The sequence below is a fragment of the Viridibacillus sp. NPDC093762 genome, from assembly GCF_050279675.1.
Classification (GTDB): Bacteria; Bacillota; Bacilli; order Bacillales_A; family Planococcaceae; genus Viridibacillus.
Genome location: NZ_JBNNUK010000010.1, coordinates 37,611 through 59,533, shown reverse-complemented (window position 1 = coordinate 59,533; position 21,923 = coordinate 37,611). Strand labels below are relative to the sequence as shown.

14 protein-coding genes are annotated in these 21,923 nt (G+C 35.6%); 3 read left to right on the top strand and 11 right to left on the bottom strand.

Features of this window, described 5'->3' with window-relative positions; genetic code table 11:
* Positions 1-198: 198 nt before the first annotated feature.
* The gene (locus ACQKM9_RS13445; protein WP_427734846.1) at positions 199-1,332 is read right to left on the bottom strand and encodes a glycerate kinase; all 1,134 of its coding nucleotides are present in this window, start codon (positions 1,330-1,332) and stop codon (positions 199-201) included.
* A gap of 126 nt (positions 1,333-1,458) precedes the next feature.
* On the opposite strand from ACQKM9_RS13445, the gene ACQKM9_RS13440 reads away from it, so the two are divergent.
* Positions 1,459-2,544 (top strand): CdaR family transcriptional regulator, encoded by a 1,086-nt coding sequence (locus ACQKM9_RS13440; protein ID WP_427734845.1) that lies wholly within the window; start codon positions 1,459-1,461, stop codon positions 2,542-2,544.
* A 33-nt stretch (positions 2,545-2,577) separates the two neighbouring features.
* Here the strand turns inward: ACQKM9_RS13440 and ACQKM9_RS13435 are convergent, their stop codons facing one another.
* Positions 2,578-4,092 (bottom strand): coproporphyrinogen III oxidase, encoded by a 1,515-nt coding sequence (locus ACQKM9_RS13435; protein WP_427734844.1) that lies wholly within the window; start codon positions 4,090-4,092, stop codon positions 2,578-2,580.
* Between the two features lie 206 nt (positions 4,093-4,298).
* Here ACQKM9_RS13435 and ACQKM9_RS13430 point away from each other — a divergent pair, with 206 nt between their 5' ends.
* A complete protein-coding gene (locus tag ACQKM9_RS13430) occupies positions 4,299-4,505 on the top strand; it encodes a protoglobin domain-containing protein (protein WP_427734936.1) in 207 nt (68 codons plus the stop codon).
* A 523-nt stretch (positions 4,506-5,028) separates the two neighbouring features.
* On the opposite strand, the gene ACQKM9_RS13425 is transcribed toward ACQKM9_RS13430, so the two are convergent.
* The 6 genes from ACQKM9_RS13425 to ACQKM9_RS13400 all read right to left on the bottom strand — a co-directional run bounded on the left by ACQKM9_RS13425 (position 5,029) and on the right by ACQKM9_RS13400 (position 16,202).
* Positions 5,029-9,807, bottom strand: coding sequence for an endonuclease (locus ACQKM9_RS13425; protein ID WP_427734843.1), 4,779 nt, complete (start codon positions 9,805-9,807; stop codon positions 5,029-5,031).
* Positions 9,808-9,909: 102 nt separating this feature from the next.
* Positions 9,910-11,739, bottom strand: a complete 1,830-nt coding sequence (locus ACQKM9_RS13420; protein ID WP_427734841.1) for a bifunctional metallophosphatase/5'-nucleotidase — start codon at positions 11,737-11,739, stop codon at positions 9,910-9,912.
* Between the two features lie 836 nt (positions 11,740-12,575).
* Positions 12,576-13,676, bottom strand: coding sequence for a hypothetical protein (locus ACQKM9_RS13415; RefSeq protein ID WP_427734840.1), 1,101 nt, complete (start codon positions 13,674-13,676; stop codon positions 12,576-12,578).
* A 531-nt stretch (positions 13,677-14,207) separates the two neighbouring features.
* Positions 14,208-14,552 carry a YlbF family regulator gene (locus ACQKM9_RS13410; RefSeq protein ID WP_427734839.1) on the bottom strand — a complete coding sequence of 115 codons (345 nt, stop codon included), beginning with the start codon at positions 14,550-14,552 and terminating at the stop codon, positions 14,208-14,210.
* Positions 14,553-14,573: 21 nt separating this feature from the next.
* Positions 14,574-15,716, bottom strand: a complete 1,143-nt coding sequence (locus tag ACQKM9_RS13405; RefSeq protein WP_427734935.1) for a DUF445 domain-containing protein — start codon at positions 15,714-15,716, stop codon at positions 14,574-14,576.
* Between the two features lie 96 nt (positions 15,717-15,812).
* The gene (locus ACQKM9_RS13400; RefSeq protein WP_427734838.1) at positions 15,813-16,202 is read right to left on the bottom strand and encodes a ferritin family protein; all 390 of its coding nucleotides are present in this window, start codon (positions 16,200-16,202) and stop codon (positions 15,813-15,815) included.
* A gap of 70 nt (positions 16,203-16,272) precedes the next feature.
* Between ACQKM9_RS13400 and ACQKM9_RS13395 the strand changes: the two genes are divergently transcribed.
* Positions 16,273-16,476 (top strand): YheE family protein, encoded by a 204-nt coding sequence (locus ACQKM9_RS13395; RefSeq protein WP_038189043.1) that lies wholly within the window; start codon positions 16,273-16,275, stop codon positions 16,474-16,476.
* 347 nt (positions 16,477-16,823) lie between these two features.
* Here ACQKM9_RS13395 and ACQKM9_RS13390 read toward each other — a convergent pair whose 3' ends face one another.
* The 3 genes from ACQKM9_RS13390 to ACQKM9_RS13380 all read right to left on the bottom strand — a co-directional run bounded on the left by ACQKM9_RS13390 (position 16,824) and on the right by ACQKM9_RS13380 (position 21,836).
* Positions 16,824-16,988 (bottom strand): hypothetical protein, encoded by a 165-nt coding sequence (locus ACQKM9_RS13390; protein WP_427734837.1) that lies wholly within the window; start codon positions 16,986-16,988, stop codon positions 16,824-16,826.
* 223 nt (positions 16,989-17,211) lie between these two features.
* The gene (locus tag ACQKM9_RS13385) at positions 17,212-17,973 is read right to left on the bottom strand and encodes a hypothetical protein (RefSeq protein WP_427734836.1); all 762 of its coding nucleotides are present in this window, start codon (positions 17,971-17,973) and stop codon (positions 17,212-17,214) included.
* Positions 17,974-17,993: 20 nt separating this feature from the next.
* On the bottom strand, positions 17,994-21,836 hold the full coding sequence (locus ACQKM9_RS13380; protein WP_427734835.1) for an AAA domain-containing protein: 3,843 nt from the start codon (positions 21,834-21,836) through the stop codon (positions 17,994-17,996).
* Positions 21,837-21,923: the final 87 nt, after the last annotated feature.

The following is a 21,923-nucleotide window of genomic DNA, read 5'->3' as shown; positions in this document are numbered from 1 at the left end:
AGATACAATAAAATTTTAATTAGACAGAAAAAGCACTTAAGCTATACCTATTGAAAATAAATCGGCATTTACTTAAGAACCATTATTAATTATTACTTCATTAGCACATTCAAACATACTACAAATCTCAACCTATACCATTTAGTAAGATAAAGAGAACGCCTAAGAATATCACTAGAAATAATTTGTATTACGCCTCTATACTTCTTTTATGATTTTTTGTACCGTTTCAAATGTCCTCCTTCTTAAATGTATCGCTGCATTTTGAATTGATTCTTGCTGTGTAACCGATTCATTTGCTACGCTTGCGATTGCCAAGAAATGTTCAGATAGTGATGAGTAACTATCCCCATCTACATAACCTGAAATTAAGACAACTGGGATTTGCAATTTTTTTGCTGCATTTGCGATGCCGATGGGTGCTTTCCCCGAAAGTGTTTGAGCATCTGATTTTCCCTCCCCTGTAATAATCAATGATGCTCCATGAATTTGACCATGAAAATCAATTGCTCTCATAACGACTTCTATCCCTGGTTTTAATACTACTGGAAAAAAAGCTAAAAATGCTCCACCTAGTCCGCCTGCAGCGCCTGCACCGGGTTCATTATGCAATGCAACACCTGTCAAAGCTTCAATTGCATCTGCTAATATCGTTAAATTATGATCAATTCGTTGCACCATTTCTGGTGTTACTCCTTTTTGTGGGCCGAAAATAGTAGTCGTCCCATTCGTCCCAACAAATGGATTATCAACGTCACATGCGATAACAAACTCAGATACCTTTATGCGTTCATCGAAAAACGAATCATCAATTTTATATAGAGTACTAAGTGCTTCTGCACCAAGTTCTAATTCCTTTCCATCAGTATTTAAAAACTTCATACCAAGTGCATTGAGCATACCAGTACCTCCATCGTTCGTAGCACTTCCCCCAATACCTATAATGAATTTTCGGAACCCAGCATCTAATGCCTCACGTATTAACTGTCCAGTTCCATAAGTTGAAGCGATAAGTGGATTTCTTTCGTCATTCGACAAAAGCGTTAAACCAGACGCCTTTGCCATTTCAATGACACACGTCTCCCTATTACCTAAAATGCCGTATTCAGCTTCAATCAGTCGACCTATTGGATCTTGTACCCTCACACTAACAATTTGACCATTTGTAGCTTCCACTAGTGGCTCTAGTGTCCCCTCACCCCCATCTGCTACAGGTAATAGTACAGTTTTAATTTTTGGATTTATCTCATGAATAGCAGCTATCATTTCTTTTGCGGCTTCTTTAGCCGTAAGTGACCCCTTAAAAGAGTCCGGACTAACAACGATTTTCAAAACAATCCCCCCTAAATTAAAGCGCTTACAATTATTATAGTGATAAATTCATTTTTTTACATTATACTTAACGTATAAATCCCCTGTATTATAACAACTAGTTTTTATACACTCCGGAGGAAAATTATGATATCAAAACAGTTAGCAAACCAAATAGTAGAACAGACCATGCTTCGTTTGCACCGCAATATAAACGTTGTACATACAAATGGAAGAATTTTGGCTTCAGGAGATCGGTTACGTGTAGAAAGTATACATGGAGGGGCTAGAATTGTTTCAGAAACAGAAAAACCGCTCATTATTACGGAAGAAAACAATCATCTTTTCCAAAATGCAAAGCCTGGTATTAACTTACCCATCTTCTTTCAAAATGAGCTTGTAGGTGTAATTGGTATTACTGGTAACCCAGATGATATTGCAGAATGGGCCCCGCTTGTTCAGTTAACAACTGAAATGATGGTGCACCAAGCACTTATAGCCTCACAAAGCGAATGGAAACGTAAATTGCGTGAAACGATTTTCGAAGATTTGATGACTCAACAGCCTTTGCAAAAAGTAATGAAAGAACGTTTGTCTAAAATTGGCTTCTTTCATGCACCGCCCTTTTATGGTATTACATTGGATATCGAACCAAAACTAACAGCATACCAATCTTTTGTCGAACATATGGAGGATTTTTTTATCCATGAATCTGTCATCTTTGGTAGATATCAATTAAATGAGCATTTCATTTTAGTATCTGGTATGGATGCTAAAGCGATTGTAGACAAACTAACGCTGTTGTTGACTCAAGTAAAAAAATATTTCATTGTTAAAATGGGCATCGGTCAACCAGTTCAAACATTAGAAAAAGTATTTAACTCTTATGAAACAGCAAGAAACGCCATTGAGTACGGTGACAAAACAAAAACGATCAACTTTTTTGAAGAAGTTGAAGTTTTTTCTTTACTAAAAAAAAGTGATTCTCAGGAAGCTTTGCTCTTCACGAATCGTACATTAAAAGATTTAAATAATAAACTTATACATACGTTGGTTGTCTATTTTTCACATAATCAACAACTTACAGTTTGTTCTGAAGAACTAGGGATTCACCGACATACACTGACATATCGCTTAAATCAAATACATGAAATAACCGGTTATAATCCTGCCATATTCCAAGAGGCAATCATTCTTCAAATCGCCCTTTGGTTAAGAAATAAAAATAGGTGAACATCACTTGATTAGAGATGTTCACCTATTTTTTTATATTAATTCAGGTTCTTCTTTATATAGTTCATCAAGAATTTCTAGCTTTTTATCAATAGCATCTTCAAATGTCATAATATAAGCTGCAGGATCTTTAGGATTATGGAATTGTGTAATCTTGCCTGTTTCTGCATTAACGAATTTACTTGAAGCTCCACAACCAAGTCCTATTATTGTTTGAACCTCTTCCATAATCACAATGTTATATATACTTTCTTCACCTTTTTTAGAATATCCTACGTTTTCAAGATTCCCTAAAATATTTTTTTGACGATATAAGTAATACGGCTCGTAGTTATTATCTGTAGTCCATTCATGTGCACGATGCATCATTTTCTCAGCTGTTTCACGGTCTGCAACTTTATATTTTTGTTTGTTATGCGTCATTTCTGAAGCACGTTTAAATGATAATGTATGCACGGTTAGTGATTCCGGTTGCATTTTTTCTGTTTCAGCTAGCGAATTTTCAAATTCTTCTAGACCTTCATTTGGTAAGCCGATAATTAAATCCATATTAATATTATTCATTCCCATATTACGAGAAAGCCAGAACTTATCAATAGTCTCCTGAACTGTATGGTGACGTCCAATCGCCTTTAATGTTTCATCTGTGTAGGATTGTGGATTAACACTAATACGGTCAATTCCCCATTTTTTTAAGACATCTAATTTTGCAGGGGTAATTGTATCTGGGCGTCCAGCCTCCACAGTCACTTCACGAATCGATTCAGCGTGTGGAAATGATTCATACATCGTTTGATATAATGCATCCATCTCATCAGCTTCTATAGATGTGGGTGTTCCTCCACCCCAATAAATAGATGTAATTTTCATATCACGTTCCTTTAACCATTTCCCCATTTCACGAATCTCAATATGAAGCCCATCTAAGAATGACTCTACTCGGCCATTTTTACGATGGATAGCATACGCAGGGAATGTACAGTAAGCACATTTTGTAGGACAAAATGGAATACCAATATAAATACTCACTTCATTACCTATTGTATCTAAATCTGGAATAGTCGTGAGCTGACGATCTACTATTTTTTTCATTAGCGTTATTTTTTCATCTGATAGTCTAAATTCTTCTTTTAACTTAGTATGAATTTCTAAATCAGTTAATCCACTTTTTCTAAATTTATGATACAGCTTTGTAGGACGTATACCCGTTAAGATACCCCATTTCTGGTGAATGCCCGTCAGTTTTTCAAGTGTGTCTAAAAGCACATGAGATAATGCTCTCTTCAGTCGAATGTTTTGTTCCTTTTCATTAGCTTCATCAGCGTACTCTTGAACAAATTTACTTAAATACGTTTCACCATCTGAATGTAATTCAGCGGTTGTTGTTACTGTATGATTGGCTTCTATATGCCATTCAAAATAAACATTTAAATCCGTATCTTTTTCTGTTTTCGAAACTTTCGAATCCTCAAAAAACAAATTTGTAATATGATTGAAGACTCTCACCCAATCCTGAGGGTAATCTCCATTAATTCCAAGGACTTTCATATCAGCTATTCACTTCTTTCGTTTTTACTTTCAAATAAAATAGAAAAACTTTATATCATACTTACTATAATGTTAAAGGAGCGAGTAAATTGTCTTTTCTCACAAGAAAGTCAAAGCCTATAAATACATCTCTAGAAATATTAGTTTCCCAAGAATTTAATAACATTGTTATATCTAATTCGCTAAACCCGTCCATATATATACAGATGGATATGATTCAGCTAACTAAAAACGACTTAGCTACTTTACACATTATGAAACCTACTCTTGTCAAAAACATTGAATCCATTGTAGCAAAATTTCATGAAAATCTCGAAAAAGAATATTCATTTGGTAAAATTATTAATCAAAACAGTTCGATTAACAGTTTAAGAACTGAAGACACATCAAGAAGCTCTCACAAAAGAAAATGAGCGAAAGTCAGAAATCATGGATATAATTCAATCTAACTCCATTTCTCTTAGTGCGGTTACTTCTGAGACAACTAGTGATATCGTTGAAATGACAAAAATACTTTGCTCTCTAGAAAAGCTGTCTAGCAATAATTATTTATAGGTGTGCAGGATTTAAACGGAAACTTAAATTCAATTCAGCAGAATTCGGAACCTATCCATGATGCGACTAAAAGCTTAACTGCTATGTAAAATTAAAACCTCGTACTGATAATTGTCAGTGCGAGGTTTTAATTTTACATATATTCCCCTTTAAATGATACATCTAGAACTTCATTCGTAGGATAAGTTGCTAATTTTCCCTTTATGCTTTAGATGCAATTAGTAAACGCCAAATAAAATGAGATAAAAAATGCAAATTGAAGGGAAATATTTCTGAATAACACAAAAATAAATCCCCTCAACATAATTTATGTTTTATTAATATCCAGAACAAAGGTTACACAAATATCTATACACCGCATATTTTATTGAGCAGTAGTACTTAAGATGCTAAGTTGTCTGTGCTTAATTTACTGTTGCTTTGTGTTCCCCAAATGAGCTTTACCCATTCAGGATGATCAATGAATGGATTACGGTTGCCTTGCCATTCTTGAATGACATTATTTCGGTTCATTTCAAACTCATCGACTGGATCTTGTAAATGCCATTGTAACAATACAGAAAGCTTGCCATGATACGGGGCAGTTCCATTATTCAATTTTTCATTTAATTCGAGATCTACTTTATCACCTTGTTCATAGCGTGTTGCCATATATAATAGTATTCTGGCAACGTCACCTTTTACTCTATTAGGTGGTTCGAATGAATTAGAAGTCTTAAAACAACCATTACACCCTGCAACTGGACTACCGCCGTTATCAAAATCTAGATTACCTCGGCTACTGTTCACGTTCACATCAGTTGGACGTAAATGGTGGATATCTGTACCGGGACCTTTAGTTGTACCAAAGTTTCCATGTGATTTTGCCCATGTATGTTCTCGGTTCCAGTCACCAACATTTCCTCCGTTACGGGTTTTAGAGCGTGATTCTCCCGAATAAAACAAAATCACATTATTTGAGTTATTTGGGTCTTCATCTGTTTCTCTTAACGCTTCCCATGCTTGGTCGTAAGTTAATTGTTTATGCTCATCTATAATGTCATGTAATGCTGTTTTTAAAGCTTGACCAGTTTTCCCCATTGCGTCTTTATAATAATCGTCAGCTGGAACATCGGCTGCAGTAACAGTTACAGAGAAATTAGTTGTTACTTCTTTTTTACCGTCAGTAGCTGTAACACCAATAATATAGCTTCCTTCTTCAAGTAAAAGTGTCAGTGTAGCAGTCGCTTGGTTGACATTACCTTTTGTTGCTGTGAATGTTAGTTTGTCACCATCAGGATCAGAGAAGTGGTTTGTAAGTAACACCGAAACCATCTCCCCAGTCTTTACCGTTTTGTTTGGAATTTCACTCGTTACAACTGGTGCTTTATTTTCAGAAGGGAAAGAAGGAACCTCAATGGGTTCCCCTTTCGTATTCGTAAATTTAATTCGTTCTGCTTTGGCACCGTTAATAAACTCAATGCTTTGAATATTTTCTGCACCTCTTATTTCGCTAACGTTTTGCCCATCAATAATTATCTCTTTCATTTCTGTACCTTTTAAATCTATTATAGCCCCTTCTTTATTTGCGGCTATCATGACTTTTGTTGTTTTGAATCCAGCACCATTCAGTTCTGCATAATTACTTTTTAATAAGATACCTTCTGTGATGATAGATGCCCCATCTAAATGTACGGCAACACTTGGTTTCGTAATAGTCAATTTCTTTGTTTTAAAATTAACCAAATCATACGTTTTTTCTGGTTTCACTGGTTCAACTTCTGATTCTTCATCCAAATCGACTTGTACCAAAACAGGGTCATGATCACTTGCTCGACCAGCCATATCTGTAAAATCAGCATTGATATGAAGGATATCAATTGCGGTTTTATTTACTAAGTTATTAGAAACTAGAATATGATCTAACACTTGGGAATTCCCTTGGTAAAGATATGTGTAACGATCGGATTCTTCTACTTTATGAATCATATTCGTCATATTCTTACCTTCATGAATTTTTAGAGATTCAGTAAATTGGTAATCATTGAAATCCCCAAGAGAAATAATATTTTCTTTTGGATTTTTTGTTTTAATATCATTTATAAAATTTGAAACAATTTGTGCAATTTTTTTACGTTGAATTTCACTTTTATAAACAGGTGGTTGACTAGAACCAAATAATGGTGTGTCACCTGATTTTGAATTCCAATGGTTTGCAATGACCACTACATTCTCACCTTGGAAATTAAATTGTGCTGCTAATGGTTTACGACTACTATTAAATGCCTCATTTGTTGGATCAATTCGACCTGGATTCAACGTAAGCTTTCCATCTTCATAACCTACTGCAGTCTTTGCATCCCCTTGTGGATTCCCATTAGTTAATGTCACACGATTTGGATTATATAAGAATCCGACACGTATATTAGCATTTGGAGCTCCACCATCTTGATTGTTTACTGGGTCAATGTTTACATATTTATATTCCACACCACTTGCAGCTTTTATAGCTGTAATCAATCTTGCATAACTTTGATCTGCCTTGCTATCGCCTACACTTTCACCATTATTATCTTGTACTTCAGTCACACCTACGATATCAGGGCTTTGCATATCAATACCAATTGCTCTAGCTAATTTACTAGCTTTGCTATCAGAAGTTGATGTCTTATTATTTGAAAAATTTTCCAAGTTATAAGAAGCAACCGTTAACTTGTCATCTGCTTTGACAATCGTTGTTTTTTCAGGTGTTGCATTTCCTTTTCTATGAGCTGCTTTCATCTCATCTAAAGAAGCATAGATTTTAAAGTTTTGATATGAATAACCAACTATACCTGTAATTGGACCATTAAATCGATCTCCTGTCGCTACTTCAAAATCACGTGCAGTTCCATTTGGCTCTAAACGGAATTGGATACGATTTGGATTTTGGTTATTTTCCTTATATAAAACCCCGCCGTGAAGTGAATTTGTTTTTGCACTTTCAAGAACCGTCACCAAGTCACCATTATCTTGTGGCGCTACAGTTTTCACATTTCCGACTTGTACACGCATACCTTCAATGCTTTCCCAGAAATCAATTGCATCTACTGTTGGATTAAAAACGGATAAATTATCACTATCGATTGCTTTTAATGACATCTTATCCTCATCAATAATGATTGGCTCTGGCAGCTTAACACCGCTTTTAATGACTGAAACCTTTCCACCTTGATCATCACGAACATTTATTTGAGTTGTTTTCAAGTCTGTATCTTGACGATCACTATATCCATCGTATGCATATTCACTTACTTTTCCTGTAACGGATACTAAATCACCCACTTTGATTGGCCAAGCTTTGTTTCCGCTATAAAGTAGAATAGCTTCAGATGTATTTGGATTGCTATCCGCCAAATCATCTGGCGTTTGGATCGTATAATAATTTGCAGTGCCTAGCTTAAATGAATAAGTTACAACACCTTCAATAGCCTCCACAATTTGATTATTAAATGGAGTAGCATGTTTATCTCCTTGAATATCATGAATTTCAAATCGGTCTGCAATTGTATAATTGAAAGTCGACACTTCACTTAATTTACCATCTTGAGCTTTCACCATGGCCTTGAGTGTTGTAGTTTTAGTAATTTGGATTGGCTTTTCATATTTAGTACTAGCAATAGTTGGATCAGTACCATCTATCGTGTAATATATCTCTGCATTTGCACTACTTGTAGATAAAGTGACAGCTGTATCTTTAACATATGTCCCACTTCCTGGAGTAGCGACAGCAGGCGCTAATGTTGTACTATCAACAACGATATCTGTTGTAGAACGCGGGATAATTTGGTAGTCATTATCGAATTGTTGAACAATCCCTGTAATAGACTCATATTTCGTATTGGCTGTTAAACCTGAAGCATTCGTTTCGTCCCGTACGATGAATTCTGTTCCATCATTCCCAGTAAAGTTTGCCCAACTACCGCCATCTTGTACTGTGGTAAGTGAAACGTTCTTCACTGTCACAAGTTGTGATTCGTTTTCTTCCTTAACATCTGCACCTGTAATTACTTTTGGTTGAGGTTCACCTACATTTTTCTTACTTTCTACAATGGTTGCTCCATCTAATTGAAGCAATCCACGATAATCTGCTAATTTACCTGTTAATGTAACTTCATCTCCAACCACGGCATTTAAACCTACCGGACGAACTGCAATACCACCAGTCGCATCTTGAACTGAAAGAGTATTCTTTAACTTTGCAGCGACAATACCTTTAATCGTTACAGTTTCTCCCATTGCTTTAGTGCGAGCATCTGCAATTGTTTGTGTTGCAGATTCACCTACAACTGTATAAGTGAATTCAGAAATAGAGCTGTTATCTAATCCATCTTTTACTGCAAATGCCTTAATCATCATATTTTCATTAATCACGATTGGTTCTGAAAATACTGTACTTGAGGTAGTTGGATCACTACCATCTAACGTATAGTAGATTGTTGCGCCCAAAGTGTTTGTTGATAATGTAATTATAGTACCCTTCGGGACACTTGATGATGGCGTAGAAACCGATACACTTTCTACTTTATTTTCTGTAGGTGGAGTACTATCATCAACCATTGTATGGGAACCTAAATTGGATGAATCGTCCTTAGGAAAAGCTTCCCACTCTATCGTTTTATCGAATACATCATTAATAACTGTGTCTCCAGTTGTAACGGTACTTTTACGTATTAATGTGACATCAGCTCCCCAATTATCCTTAGAACCTACTTGTCCAATAGAATCAACGACTACATCAGACCTTTTTAATACAACTGGATCATCACCATTGAAATTAATTACTGTACTATTTGCACCATTACCTTTGCTCTTTATATCTGCATTTGCCGCATTATTGTACAAAACATATGTTTTTTTATTATCCAATGTTCCCGATAATTTTAACGATGCAGTTGCTGCAGTTGAGCCATTAGCGTAAAGCTCTAATGTATAATTACTTAAATCGATTGAAGATCCTGTACCGTTATAAAGCTCGATTGCTTTGTTGCTACTACTCCCTTCAATATATTCAGAAATAATTAGATCCGTCGCATTAGTTGCAGCTTCCACAGATGTTGATAGTGTAGGCAGTATTAAGCTTGCAGCTAAACTTACCGACAACAAAGAATTTAACCCTTTTTTCCATTTTCCTTTACTCATAGAGTCAGTCTCCTTCTACACTTATAAAGTTTATTTGTAGCACTAACATGATATTCAAATGGGAAAGCCGGCAGCCTATGAGCTGGAGGCTTGGGTGGAAAATCAGAAAATTGTTTCTCCAGCTACTTCGATATTATTAAAGCTAGTCAAATTCTTTCCTACAATTGAGGAAAGAACTAAATCCCCTTCTATTTTAATATTAGAAATGGTAATATCTTTCGATAATGTACCAGTGATAATTAAGTCTCCTTTAATGACTGCATTGGATAAAGAAGAAATATCTGTTATATCTACAGTTACACTCTCTTTGTAAACTTTTGGCGTTGAAGTTGTTCCAGAGAAATCTGCACCTGCGACGTTACCACCAGGAAGTTCAGTATTTGGATTTTCTTCTTCACTAACGTCTACAATACGTCCTTCTATCGTAGGATTGATTTTTTTAAGAGACGCTAAGTGTTCTGCTAAATTTTCCCAATCCGAAAGTCCTAAGTCTGTTACACGACCTTCTTCATAGGCTTTTTTAAAGACATCATATCCATCTCCACCTTTTGCAGTGAAGGCGTTTGTTGCTACTGTGTAGCTCACTTCGTCTTTAATCTCCGTATAATTGTTAGCTTTATCTTTGTACTTAATTGAAATAACACGTTTTCCTACTGGCTTGCTTGAGTCATATTCTACTTTGGCACCAGATACGTGAAGGAAGCCTCCGCTTTCTTTTGGCGATTCCTTAAAGCTTATTTCAAATGCTCGCTTTAATTCAGCTCCTGTAAGAGTCATTGTTGCTAATGTATTACCAAATGGTAGTACTGATATAACTTCCCCAACAGTGATATCACCTGCATCAATGTTTGATCGAATACCTCCACCATTTTGTAGTGCCATGATAATATTAGAATTTTTGGTCTGCGCTATTGCTTTTGCTAACATTCCATCTGTAATGATATTACCAAGTGCTGTTTCACTATTACGCACACTTATACCCGTATCTGATGTTCTTGGGTTACTCAATTCACTTAACGCTTCTGCTCCGACTGCTTTACTTGATACTTCTTTTATCTTATCAGCGTATTTTTTAAGTAGATTAGCTGCTTCTGCGTCATCTGCAAGGCTGCTAAGTTTAATCAATTCTCCATTTGTTGTAATAACTTTACCTTTACTATCAAACTCAACATCAACAGTGCCTAAATAATCACTATATTGATACGCCTGAACAATAACAGTTGGATCTTTTGTTTTATTGTTATTATCTTGCCCTACGACGACTGGCTTATTTAATTGTGTATGACTATGACCACCAACAATCACGTCAATGCCCTTAACTGTTGAAGCTAATATTAAATCATTATCGATTTTCGCATTATCATCATAACCGATATGTGTTAATGCAATAATTTTATCGACACCTTGACCTTCAAATGCTTTAACTGCTTTTTCAGCCTCTTTAATATAATTTTCAAACACTATACTACCAGGGCTTGAAATATCCTTTGTTTCTTCCGTTGTTAAACCAAAAATCCCTACCTTTTCGCCATTAATTTCTTTAATGATTCCATTATAAATTTTACCTTTTTCAGGCTTACTCGAGATTAAATCTGTAAATAAGCCCGTAAAACGCTTATCTGCAGAAAAGTCTACATTCGCACTAATAAATGGGAAATTTGCCCCTTTAATAAAATTAGCTAAAGCTTGATGCCCCTCCGGACTTGAACCTAAATCAAATTCATGATTACCAAAGGTCATGGCATCATAGCGTAATAAATTCATAAATGCCAAATCTGCTTTTCCTTGGAATTCATTAAAATATAACGTTCCACTAAAAACATCACCTGCGTCTAGTAATAACGCATTTGGCTTTTTAGCTCTTACATTTTTGATGGCAGTTGTTCTTTTCGCTATATTATCTAAATGTGCATGCGTGTCGTTGGTATGCATTAATGACAAAGTAAAATTTTCTTCGCTATTCCCGTCTTATACCACATCTTGTGGCTTTCGTTTCGGGCCTACACCGTACAGGCGACTTTCATCGCATACGGCGTGCTATCAGTAGAATGATTGTCTTTTCACTTTTTTCTACCTCATTAAATACTCATAAAAATTTAATATTCTGAATTATCAATTGAGGAGATAAGCAATTAAGAGAATACTCTGCTGACTGGGTTCCTTCGCTCCAGCTGGTTTTATCCTTTTCGTATGTTACCATACAAATCCAAACGGCCAGCAATCATCACTACTACGAACCCGCTGCCGTTCTTCTTGCTTCATCAGTGCTGATTCACCTCGTCAAGAAGAACTTCAAACGTTCCGTTATATCCACCCCTTATTTTGACAGCCTTAGGTCTCCACTATTCAGTTGTGAGAATGGTTAGTTTAACAGTCAATTTTGCTAACCCCCATTACATCATTTCATCTATAAGGTTGAATGTTGAACTCCTAGCGTTTCGCAACATTCACTACCTCACACTGCCTACATGGATTCGTCTGCCTAACCATAGCTGTCTTTTAAAGAGCCCCGCCTCGTTTTTTCGAGTACGACTTCACCTGACTTAACCCCTTCCGCTGATCAGCGCATCACTGGGTCCAGGAGGATTAGGCACTTGCTTCAAAAGACTGTTGAGCAAGAGTAGGGATTACACCTACCAATTGGAAAATAACAGTTAGAAACATTCATTATGAAGGTTTTTATCTTTAAAATGTTCTATTCAAAATGATTATTCCCACTTATTTCACTAGATGTTTTTCTAGCTTATAAAGTAACGTTTCGTTTAATTTTATTGAGGAGTTACTACTACATTTGGTAAAGTTGCTGTTACGGCATTTCCTATCGCTTTATCATTTTTGGGCGTCACTTGTACAGAAATTACTTTGCCTATTTGATCTGTTGTCAGTTTAAATGTCGAAGTAGTTGCCCCAGTAATTGCTTTTCCATCTGCATACCACTGGAATGTTGTACCCTTTTCTACATCTTTATCTACATCTGTATAAGTATATGTAACTTCTAACGTTACACCTACTTTTGCAACTCCAACAATCTTGACACTTGATGCTGTTGGAGCATGATCACTTGTTCCGCCATTGTTACCTGACGATGATCCACTTTCAACACCATTCTCAACCTGTATTGTTTTTCCGTCCGGGGTTGTAATAGTTCCCGACGCTAGACTAGAACCGCTGTACCATTTACCTCCATATTTTACGATGCCTACATTTAACTCTGTATTGTTATATAATTTACTTTCAAACAGTGTTAAACCTTGATTGAATGCCGAGCCATTGTATAGTTTCCCTTCAAACAATATAAGACCTTGATTTAATGCTGCACCACTATATAGTTTGTCTCTATATAGCTTTAGACCTTTGTTTAAAACTGCACCGTCATATAATTTATTTTTGTATAAATACTTTCCAGTGTTTATAACACCGTTAACGTATAAATCCCCTGTATTTTTACCAAGTCCAGTTAAAGCCTTTCCATTTTCATACCATTTACCTTTATACCAATTACCCATTGCGAGCTTTCCATTAATATATAATTTACCAGTGTTTTTACCAAAACCCGTTAATGCTTTACCTTTTTCGTACCATTTGCCTTTATACCAACCAGTAGATTTAATACCTTTTTTATAATAAAGCCCTGATTTTATACCTGTTAGTAACTTGCCATCTTTGTAAACCTTACCATTGAAAGTCTTTATCCCTTTTACTATTTTGCTAGTTGATTTTGAAACTAGCTTCCCTTTGGTAATTTTATAGCTAGAAGACCCTGCTGCCTCCGCACTGTTTATCGGAACAACGACGGCGCTTGTTAATAAAGTTGCCCCTAACACTAATGATGTTAAAGATTTTACAAATTTATAACTGTACTTCCTCACTATCTCACACCTCTCTATTTTTGGGGTTGTATTTACCTAATAGAAAAGCTATTAAGTTCAACCACTTCGATTATATGGTATGACTCTTATAGATTCTATATTACTGCAGCAACATTTACATATTTTACAATATCCATCCAACATGGCTACTTAATTTACAAATAGTGCATAATATAATATATTTGAGTAATCTCATTATATTAATTTATTAACAAATTTCGCTAATTAAATTCCTTTCACCTAATAACTTAGACCTATTAAAAATTACGATTATATATTTTTTGGACACTCTACTTATGTAATTCCTTCAATCTGAAACTAAAAATATTTAAGTATATTCATTGGCATATCTATAAAAAAAACTGGTCTATTTGTAGCTATGCTTTAATAATTGAAATTACTAAGTCAATTAAATTTGCTTAAAAATAAAAAAGGAGATACTACAATTCATGTAGTATCTCCTTTTCAATTTTCTTTATTATTTTGCTCGATCTAATGTATTTGTGTATTCCTCACAAATTATATTCGTGATTAGATTTCTGCGTATAGTTCTTGAACTGGTTTAATCAGAATACGATTTACTTCTTCAATTAAACCACTTAGAGCCATTTCGGCTTGAAGCATTTTTTCTATCTTACTATTCTGTTGAGCAAGTTGAGCAGTTTTTCCAGCGTAAGTTAATTCATCTTCTTGGATTTGTTCGCCCTTTGCTTGTTTTTCTTGTAAATTCAATTGAACTTTACGGAAGTTTTGGAACAATGCTAGTGCCTCTGAATCATTTTTCACTACCTCAACAGCAGCTTTTAATGCTTCAAATTCTGCCGTTTGACGGAATGTTGCTTCTAACTTGTTAATGTCATTATAAATGTTAATCATTTTGATACCCTACTTTCAATTTTATTGAATCAGCGTCACGATAATACCTTGAACAACCCCAATAATACCACCAAGTACGAAACCTAATACTGTAATCATTTTAAATTCTCTTTTTGAAATGCCCAGTACCAAATCCTCAAGTACTTCAACAGGGAATGTGTCAACTTGTTCACGTACCACTTCTTCTAAATTCAATCGTTTTAAAACATCTTCCAATTTCGCTTCTGCTTGTACAAAAGCATTGTCAACTACCTGTGGTACAACATTTTGTTGCATCCACTCGGCACCATTTGTCCAATAATGTACAATTGGCTGGTCTAAACGATTTTCAATTTTCAATTCACTCTTCACATAACTTTGAACCGCTTTTGTTGTTGAATTAAAATCTAAATCGCCAACTAGTTGAGTAACCGTTTGATCTTGTAATTTAACCCATTCATTCGATAACATATTCGAAACGAGCACAAATGTGCCATCTGCATTTAGAAATTTTTTAATTTCCTTTTGAGCTTTGTTAACTATTGATGAAGAGTCGCCTAAAAACATTTGAATCATGCCACCAAGCGTTCCTTTTGTATCAAGGAAATCATCAATTAATCGTTTAATCGTTTGATAGCCTTCATCTGATTCAAAATAAACATCGCCTTTATTTAAAATATAACGAGCGATATCCGGAATTTTCGTATTCGCCTTCTCTTGCCATCTTTCAGGTAAAAGCTCGCGAACCTTTTTTGTAGATAGGACATTTTGTACTTTATCTACTTGGTCAATGATTAAAGCATCAACTTTTTCTTCAATCGCTAAGTGGAAATTTTCGATACCCGCTTGCATCAGCCAGTCATTGATTGTTTTATCATCTGTAAACAAAGTTGTTTCTATTTTTTCATTTAACCATTGTTCAATTTTCAATCGAATATCATTTGAAAAGAACTTTTTACGGAATGTCTCAGGTGTGAGTAAATAATTCACTACTGTTTTTCCTAGTTGTCTTGCTAAATCATCTCGGCGTTTTGGAATTAAACCCGGTGTAAAAGGAACACGCCAAGAACCAATATAAATTGCTTTATAAGGCCTAAAGAGCATTTTAATCGCTAAATGATTCGTAAATCCACCGATGACTGCTCCAATGACAGCCATGAATAGTATTGTTACGAACACACCCATATTCTTCACCCATTTCTTCAAAAACTCTCCTACATTATAACAGACAGTCAAGTAGGTGAGAATTAATAGCTATTGAAGTTAGGGATTTCATACTATTTATAGAGCATTGTAAATTGTTGAAAAGCGAATCGCATGCTCCATCTCATCTTGCATAGCGATAAAGAATGGGTATTGTCCTTGTTCAAGTGGCGTATTTAAGAACATTTCTTTATATAAATCCGTCGCTTCAAGCTCTTCACCTATTGCCTCTTTTGCACAAGCTTTAAGATTTTTGCATGGTGGTCTTTTCGTTAAATTTTGTACATATTCTCCAGTCATCATATAATGAAGTTGTTGGAACATCTCATAATGAGTCTTCTCATCGGTTATTGCATGCTCGATATAAGATTTCCATGTAGGATCGTTCGTCAGCTCAAGCATCGATTTGTACCAATAATACGTCTGATATTCATCTTGAATCGCTTTCTTTAGCTGTTCTTCAAACATACCGCCATCTCCTATACGCTTTTTCACACTATATGCGAACGGGAACGGCACTATGAAAAGGGGTATACATATGATTCAACATTTCAGCTTCAAACCACTGTTCGAAAATACAAAATTACCAGGCTGGCAAATCGCCTTTTTCTACAAGCATCAACGATACGAAGGCGAATATAAAAAAGACGGCTCCATCATATGGTCAGGGTCAATACCACCAAATGAAGAAACCGTAAAAAAAATGATCCATGAACTAATGCTTTATCATGTATATGACTAATTAAATGCTTCAGGCGCTCGTTCAGGCTCGACAGGCGTTGGAGGGCTCGAACACAAGACGCTTTTTGTCTTGTGCCGAGAGACCGAAACGTCCCGAGAGTCTAGCGCCTGAAGCTGGATATCTGAGTAAATGCTTCCGGCGCTCGTTCAGCTGCGAGGACGTTGGAAGGCGGAAGCCAAAGTCGCTCTTTGACTTTGAGCGCCCGACTGAAACGACCCGAGCAGCTAGCGCCTGAAGCTGGATACACCTAAATGCTTCGGGCGCTCGTTCAGACTCGACAGGCGTTGGAGGGCTCGAACACAAGACGCTTTTTGTCTTGTGCCGAGAGACCGAAACGTCCCGAGAGTCTAGGGATTATCACCATCACCAGTGACGGCTTGAATCAAACTTTTTTCACGTTTTGTGAGCTCCAAATGTTGAATATAATTCTCGCTTGTTTCCTTGTCTACTTTCTCACTACACCCCGCTAATACAAAGACAGACAAACAAGCAGCCAATAATATCTGTTTCATTTATATAACCCCCAATTCATAGAATAGCCTTTCCTTAATATCCATCAATGTGTAAAAAGGAAAATATCTCATTATACTTATCTATATTTAACTGTGGATATTTAGAACATCGATTACTTAACAACAATTAATCATTTATGTCACAAAATAAAAAAGCATTATTATTAGAATACTCTTTTAAGGAGTGCCTAATAATAATGCCTCTAAAAATGGTAACTTGTAACTAAACCTTCAAATACTCTTCTCTCCACATAACAACTTCTTTTTCAAGTAGTAGCTTCTCCAACTTATCATCCCATTGAGATAACAATGTATTCCATACTCGAACGAAAAGAAGGTCCTGTTCACGGTTGTATAAGATAAATTCAAGACAAGGTACATCATTAATCTGACGTGCTTCTTTTGATAAGATATCAGTAATGACTGTTTGTTCTTCACCTTCGTCTTCAGATTTACGGCTATTTTGCAGAACTTCTATTAACTCTTCCTCTACAAATATTAATGTCTCCTCAGGTTCCTCTAAAGCATATCGAAACAGATCTGGTAACTCGTCATATTCATCCATCTGATCAATTTCCACAGGTAAGAATGCCTCGTGGCAAGCGCTGTAAAGCAACTGCTGTGTTTCTATTTCCTGCTCTTCTTCAAACACGCCATTTTCGAGTTGGATTTTACCCTTAGATGTTAAATGATAGTATTTCTCTCCTTTTTCAATTAGCCCTGTTTTTGTTAAATTTATGAGGAGGTCTTGAATGAAGAGATCCTCTACTAACAGTAATTCACCCAATTCGTTCGCATTTGAAATTTCTGCTTGTTGAAAAGTCAGGAGTGTCATTTTCATTAAAATATCCATTTTCAAACGTTTCACTGGCTGATAAGTGATATCAATTGATTGCACTGGCACGCACCAGCTTGAGGATTTTAAAACCTCTACTTTACCATTTTGTAAAACTTCTCTTTTTAATCGTTTTTCTAATGCTTGCATACTTGGCTCTCCTTTCCATTTTACTGTTTCACATTGCCGTCTTGGTCACGGAGGCCTTTTTGTTCTTTCACCGTTTCTAATAGTTGACTATACATATCTCGCGTATGTTTCTGCTTCGCTCTTTGTGTAAACATTTCTGTACTACCTACAAGAATTAGTAGCTCCCTTGCACGCGATAGCGCTACATTTAATCGGCGATAATCTTTGGCGAAACCAATATCTCCACCTTTATGTTGTGTATTACGAACCATACTCACGATAATAACATCCATTTCCATCCCTTGGAACTTATCAACAGTACCCGTTCGTAGATGTAACTGTTGTAGATTTAGTTCTTGCTGAATAAGGCGGTCGATTTTCTTAACTTGCTCCCCGTAAAAACTAATAACACCTATGCTTTTACGTTCATCTTGTTTTATTTTCCCTGCCGCTTTAGCCATTTCAGTTGCATGCTCTAAATCGAGTAGCATTTGGCGAATTGTATCTAATTCACCTTGATTGAACCGACTTTTACCATTTTTCATTTGTTCTTCAAAATAAGGCTTTTCATTTGGCATATCTAGCCATAATAAGTGATCATTCCGTTTTATATAATCCCCCTCTAGGAAATGGTCTCGAACATTATCCGAATCGATTAGACCGCATTGCAGTTGGTCATCTTCATTTTCATAAAAAGGGGTGATTGTCTTCATAATATCCTCATGCATACGATATTGAATCGCTAGCATTTGTTTATTATCTCGAGGGAGGTTTTTGAAAAGGCGTTCGAATAAAGATTCTTTCAATAATTTTTTTAACTCAGCGCTTTCCTCTAGTGCGTCACTTTCTTCGATAATCGCCTTTAACGTTTCCTCTAACGTATCGTCTCCAACTAATGGGGGTAGCTGATGATGATCTCCTACGAGAATAATTTTTTTCCCTTTTAACATTGGCAGCAACAATTCTGGTGGTGTTGCTTTAGACACCTCATCAATAATAACGACATCGAATGTTGGATAATTATCCATAAATTCTTTTCGTGCTGAAGCTACACATGTTGTCCCAATAACATTGGCATGTCGTACATACATTTTACGAATTTCATCTAAATCATGTTCATTAGCTTCTTGTAGTAATGTATACCATTGTTTTTGTAGTGCTTGTTTAATAGGTAACTGGGCTTTGTTATGCTGAAGTTTTGTTATTTTTTCTGTCAGCTTTTTAATAGCATACTCTGCTTGTAATTGTTGATCTTCATAATCTTGATCAAGGATTTCTCCCAGAGCTTTTAATTCCTTTTCCTGCTGTAAGCCTCTTGAATTAATCTCTTGAATTGCTAGTTTCTTTTCTTCAAGGTCACTAGCTATAGTAGTTCTTTCTTCCATTAACTTTTGGTGCTGCTGCTGCATTTGATCTAACTGAGGGATGGTTTGTAAAACTACTTGGTGCGTTGATTTTACATGCTGCAATTCTTCTTCTAATTTGTGTAACATTGTGGTTAGTTGCTCTGAATTGCTAGAGATAGGTATGTCAGAAAAACTCAACTTTAATTGGTCATATCGTTTTTGAAGCTGGGCTTGCTTATCTTTTAATAACATCCCTTTATTCGTTAAAGTACTTTTCTTTTGCTGTGCGTTAGCTAATACTTCAGTTGTTTGTTTAATCACTTCTTGCTTGATCATCTCAAATAATCTAACAGCTTCTTGTTTTAGTTGTTGTAGAATTGTACCTTGTTCCCATACAAATTTTCTTCTTAAATAAAGTCTTTCTAAATGCGGTTTTAACTGAACAGGGTTTACAACTTTTTGTGTTATTAAAAACTGCTTCATATAGTCTATCGCTTCATGCACTTCACGGATCGAATAAGATGAATAGCTATCTTCTGGACGTGCATTAACTTGTTGCAAAATAATTTGAGCAGCATGCCCCATTTGCTGTTCTACATAGTCAATTGCTGCTTTCAACTTATTATTTACAGCCATCCAATCATGATAACTCACCATTTGGTTTTTAATTTTCTCTAATGCATTAATCTGGCGTTCAATGATGAAACCCATTGGAATGTCGTACTGTTGCATAAAATCAATGAGCTCATCAACTTTAGTAAAGTCTTTCAACTCATGTTGCAATTGATGTAGTTCTAAAATATTTTTTTGCCAAGTCATGTATTCATTACGAGAATTGTTTAGTTCTTCGTTAACAGCTTCTAATTCTTCTTCAGTTTGACGATACAGCAATTGATTTCTAGTTTTTTCAATTTCATTAGTTAATCGATTAGTCCGCTCAAGTAATTTTTCACTGGATTCATTCGTTTCAACAAAACGCTCTAACTCTTCTACCTTCGATAAGACATGTTTGTATTTATTTGCTACTTCTCCAAAATGCTCTTCAAGGTCCCTAAGTTCCCTTCTATAAGTACCTAACATCTTTTTTAGTTTTTGAATTTCTTCAGTTATTACTTCATAATCGAGTTTTGCCTGTTGTTGTTCTACTATTTTTTCTTTTATAGACATTAGCTGGGCTTCGAATTTTAACAGTTCTTCCTCACATGTCGCTAATGTTGCAGTAAGTTCCGATTCTTGACTAGCATGCAACGTTAGCTCCTGCTCGATATCTTGTAATGTTTGCTCTCTCCAATATTCAGCTACATTTTCTTCAATGAATTTCTTGCCTTCTTCTTCAATACTTTCTGTTCGACCAAAGCGTAAAATGCGAATATCTTTATTTGAAAGTAGTCGACTTAATGCATTATCAACAGCTAAGTTAGACTGAGACGCTACTAATGTACGTAAACCTGCTTTCGCATTTTGCTGACAAATTTCTGAGATAACCGTTGTTTTACCAGTGCCTGGTGGACCTTGAATAACAAATAAATCTTCAGCTGACATTGCACCAATCACAGCTTCTTGTTGAAATTCATTTAATCGGTTATGAAACTCCAGTTTAGCTCGCTTTTTTCGTGCTTGAATTCGAGGTCGATCTTCAAATAATATCTTTTCTAAATTAGCATTTGCAGCTAAGCCTTTTTCTAAATCTGCAAAACCTCTACGTAATCTTCGAATCTGACTTAAAGTAGCAAAGTTACTAAAGATGACTTCCTTTGATTTTGGTTTTAGCTGATTTTTTCGAAGTTGCTCCCTTATATATGGACGAAGCTCAATTTCTACTGTTCTATTCGCGCGATTCACTTTTAATACTTCTCCAAGTTCATCTCGTGAGCCTTTAAATTTCGCACTTAATCCCTTAGCTTTATTCCATTCATTATCCTTTAAGCCACTACAATTTAGCGTCATGCGACTGAAGTCTTCATTGACCGAAAGCTTTGAGAATGATGCATTCATATCCTCTATCGTAGCATCACGCTCTTGGATTTTTAAATAACCTTCCCAGCTAGAAATACGTTTTCTAACATATTCTGAACGTTCTTCAGCTATTGGCAACTGGCGGATTTTAGAATGGAGTTCAATTGGCAATCCTACAGTATTCTTATGGGTGGTCACGAACTCTAACTGTGTAGCAAATCTCCTATTTGTACTAACAGGAACCCTTGAACTGATAACACGGAAATTAGTTGCCAGTAGTCCTTCATATTTAACAATACAATTCATCACAGCAACTTGACTATCTAGCTTTTCAGCAAGGTTTGTGTTTGCTACATTGTCAAAATAAATTGTAATTGCAGTCTCTCCTTGTGCAGAATTACTCAATCTTTCAATATGTACTAAAAACGATTTTTGAATATGAAAAAAAGCATGCTCATCTTTTGACCATGCTAAAATTCCTTCACGTGCTTTGTTTGTCATGATTAGGTTTGTACGCACCGTTTCAATTTTAGCTACTACTTGTCCCATGAACATATCTTCCTCTCTTTGAAATTGGTTCACTTTAAAAACACTAATTTCTATAATAGCAGTTTTACCATCGTATTTGAATTTTCGAATGTTAGAAAGGCGATGGTAATTGATGTATTA

Bases quoted from the DNA above. Each gene is read 5' to 3' on its own strand.
- ACQKM9_RS13440 (WP_427734845.1), top strand. From the start codon at position 1,459: ATGATATCAAAACAGTTAGCAAACCAAATAGTAGAACAGACCATGCTT.
- ACQKM9_RS13435 (WP_427734844.1), bottom strand. From the start codon at position 4,092: ATGAAAGTCCTTGGAATTAATGGAGATTACCCTCAGGATTGGGTGAGA.
- ACQKM9_RS13430 (WP_427734936.1), top strand. From the start codon at position 4,299: ATGGATATGATTCAGCTAACTAAAAACGACTTAGCTACTTTACACATT.
- ACQKM9_RS13425 (WP_427734843.1), bottom strand. From the start codon at position 9,807: ATGAGTAAAGGAAAATGGAAAAAAGGGTTAAATTCTTTGTTGTCGGTA.
- ACQKM9_RS13420 (WP_427734841.1), bottom strand. From the start codon at position 11,739: ATGCATACCAACGACACGCATGCACATTTAGATAATATAGCGAAAAGA.
- ACQKM9_RS13410 (WP_427734839.1), bottom strand. From the start codon at position 14,552: ATGATTAACATTTATAATGACATTAACAAGTTAGAAGCAACATTCCGT.
- ACQKM9_RS13405 (WP_427734935.1), bottom strand. From the start codon at position 15,716: ATGGGTGTGTTCGTAACAATACTATTCATGGCTGTCATTGGAGCAGTC.
- ACQKM9_RS13400 (WP_427734838.1), bottom strand. From the start codon at position 16,202: ATGTTTGAAGAACAGCTAAAGAAAGCGATTCAAGATGAATATCAGACG.
- ACQKM9_RS13395 (WP_038189043.1), top strand. From the start codon at position 16,273: ATGATTCAACATTTCAGCTTCAAACCACTGTTCGAAAATACAAAATTA.
- ACQKM9_RS13390 (WP_427734837.1), bottom strand. From the start codon at position 16,988: ATGAAACAGATATTATTGGCTGCTTGTTTGTCTGTCTTTGTATTAGCG.
- ACQKM9_RS13385 (WP_427734836.1), bottom strand. From the start codon at position 17,973: ATGCAAGCATTAGAAAAACGATTAAAAAGAGAAGTTTTACAAAATGGT.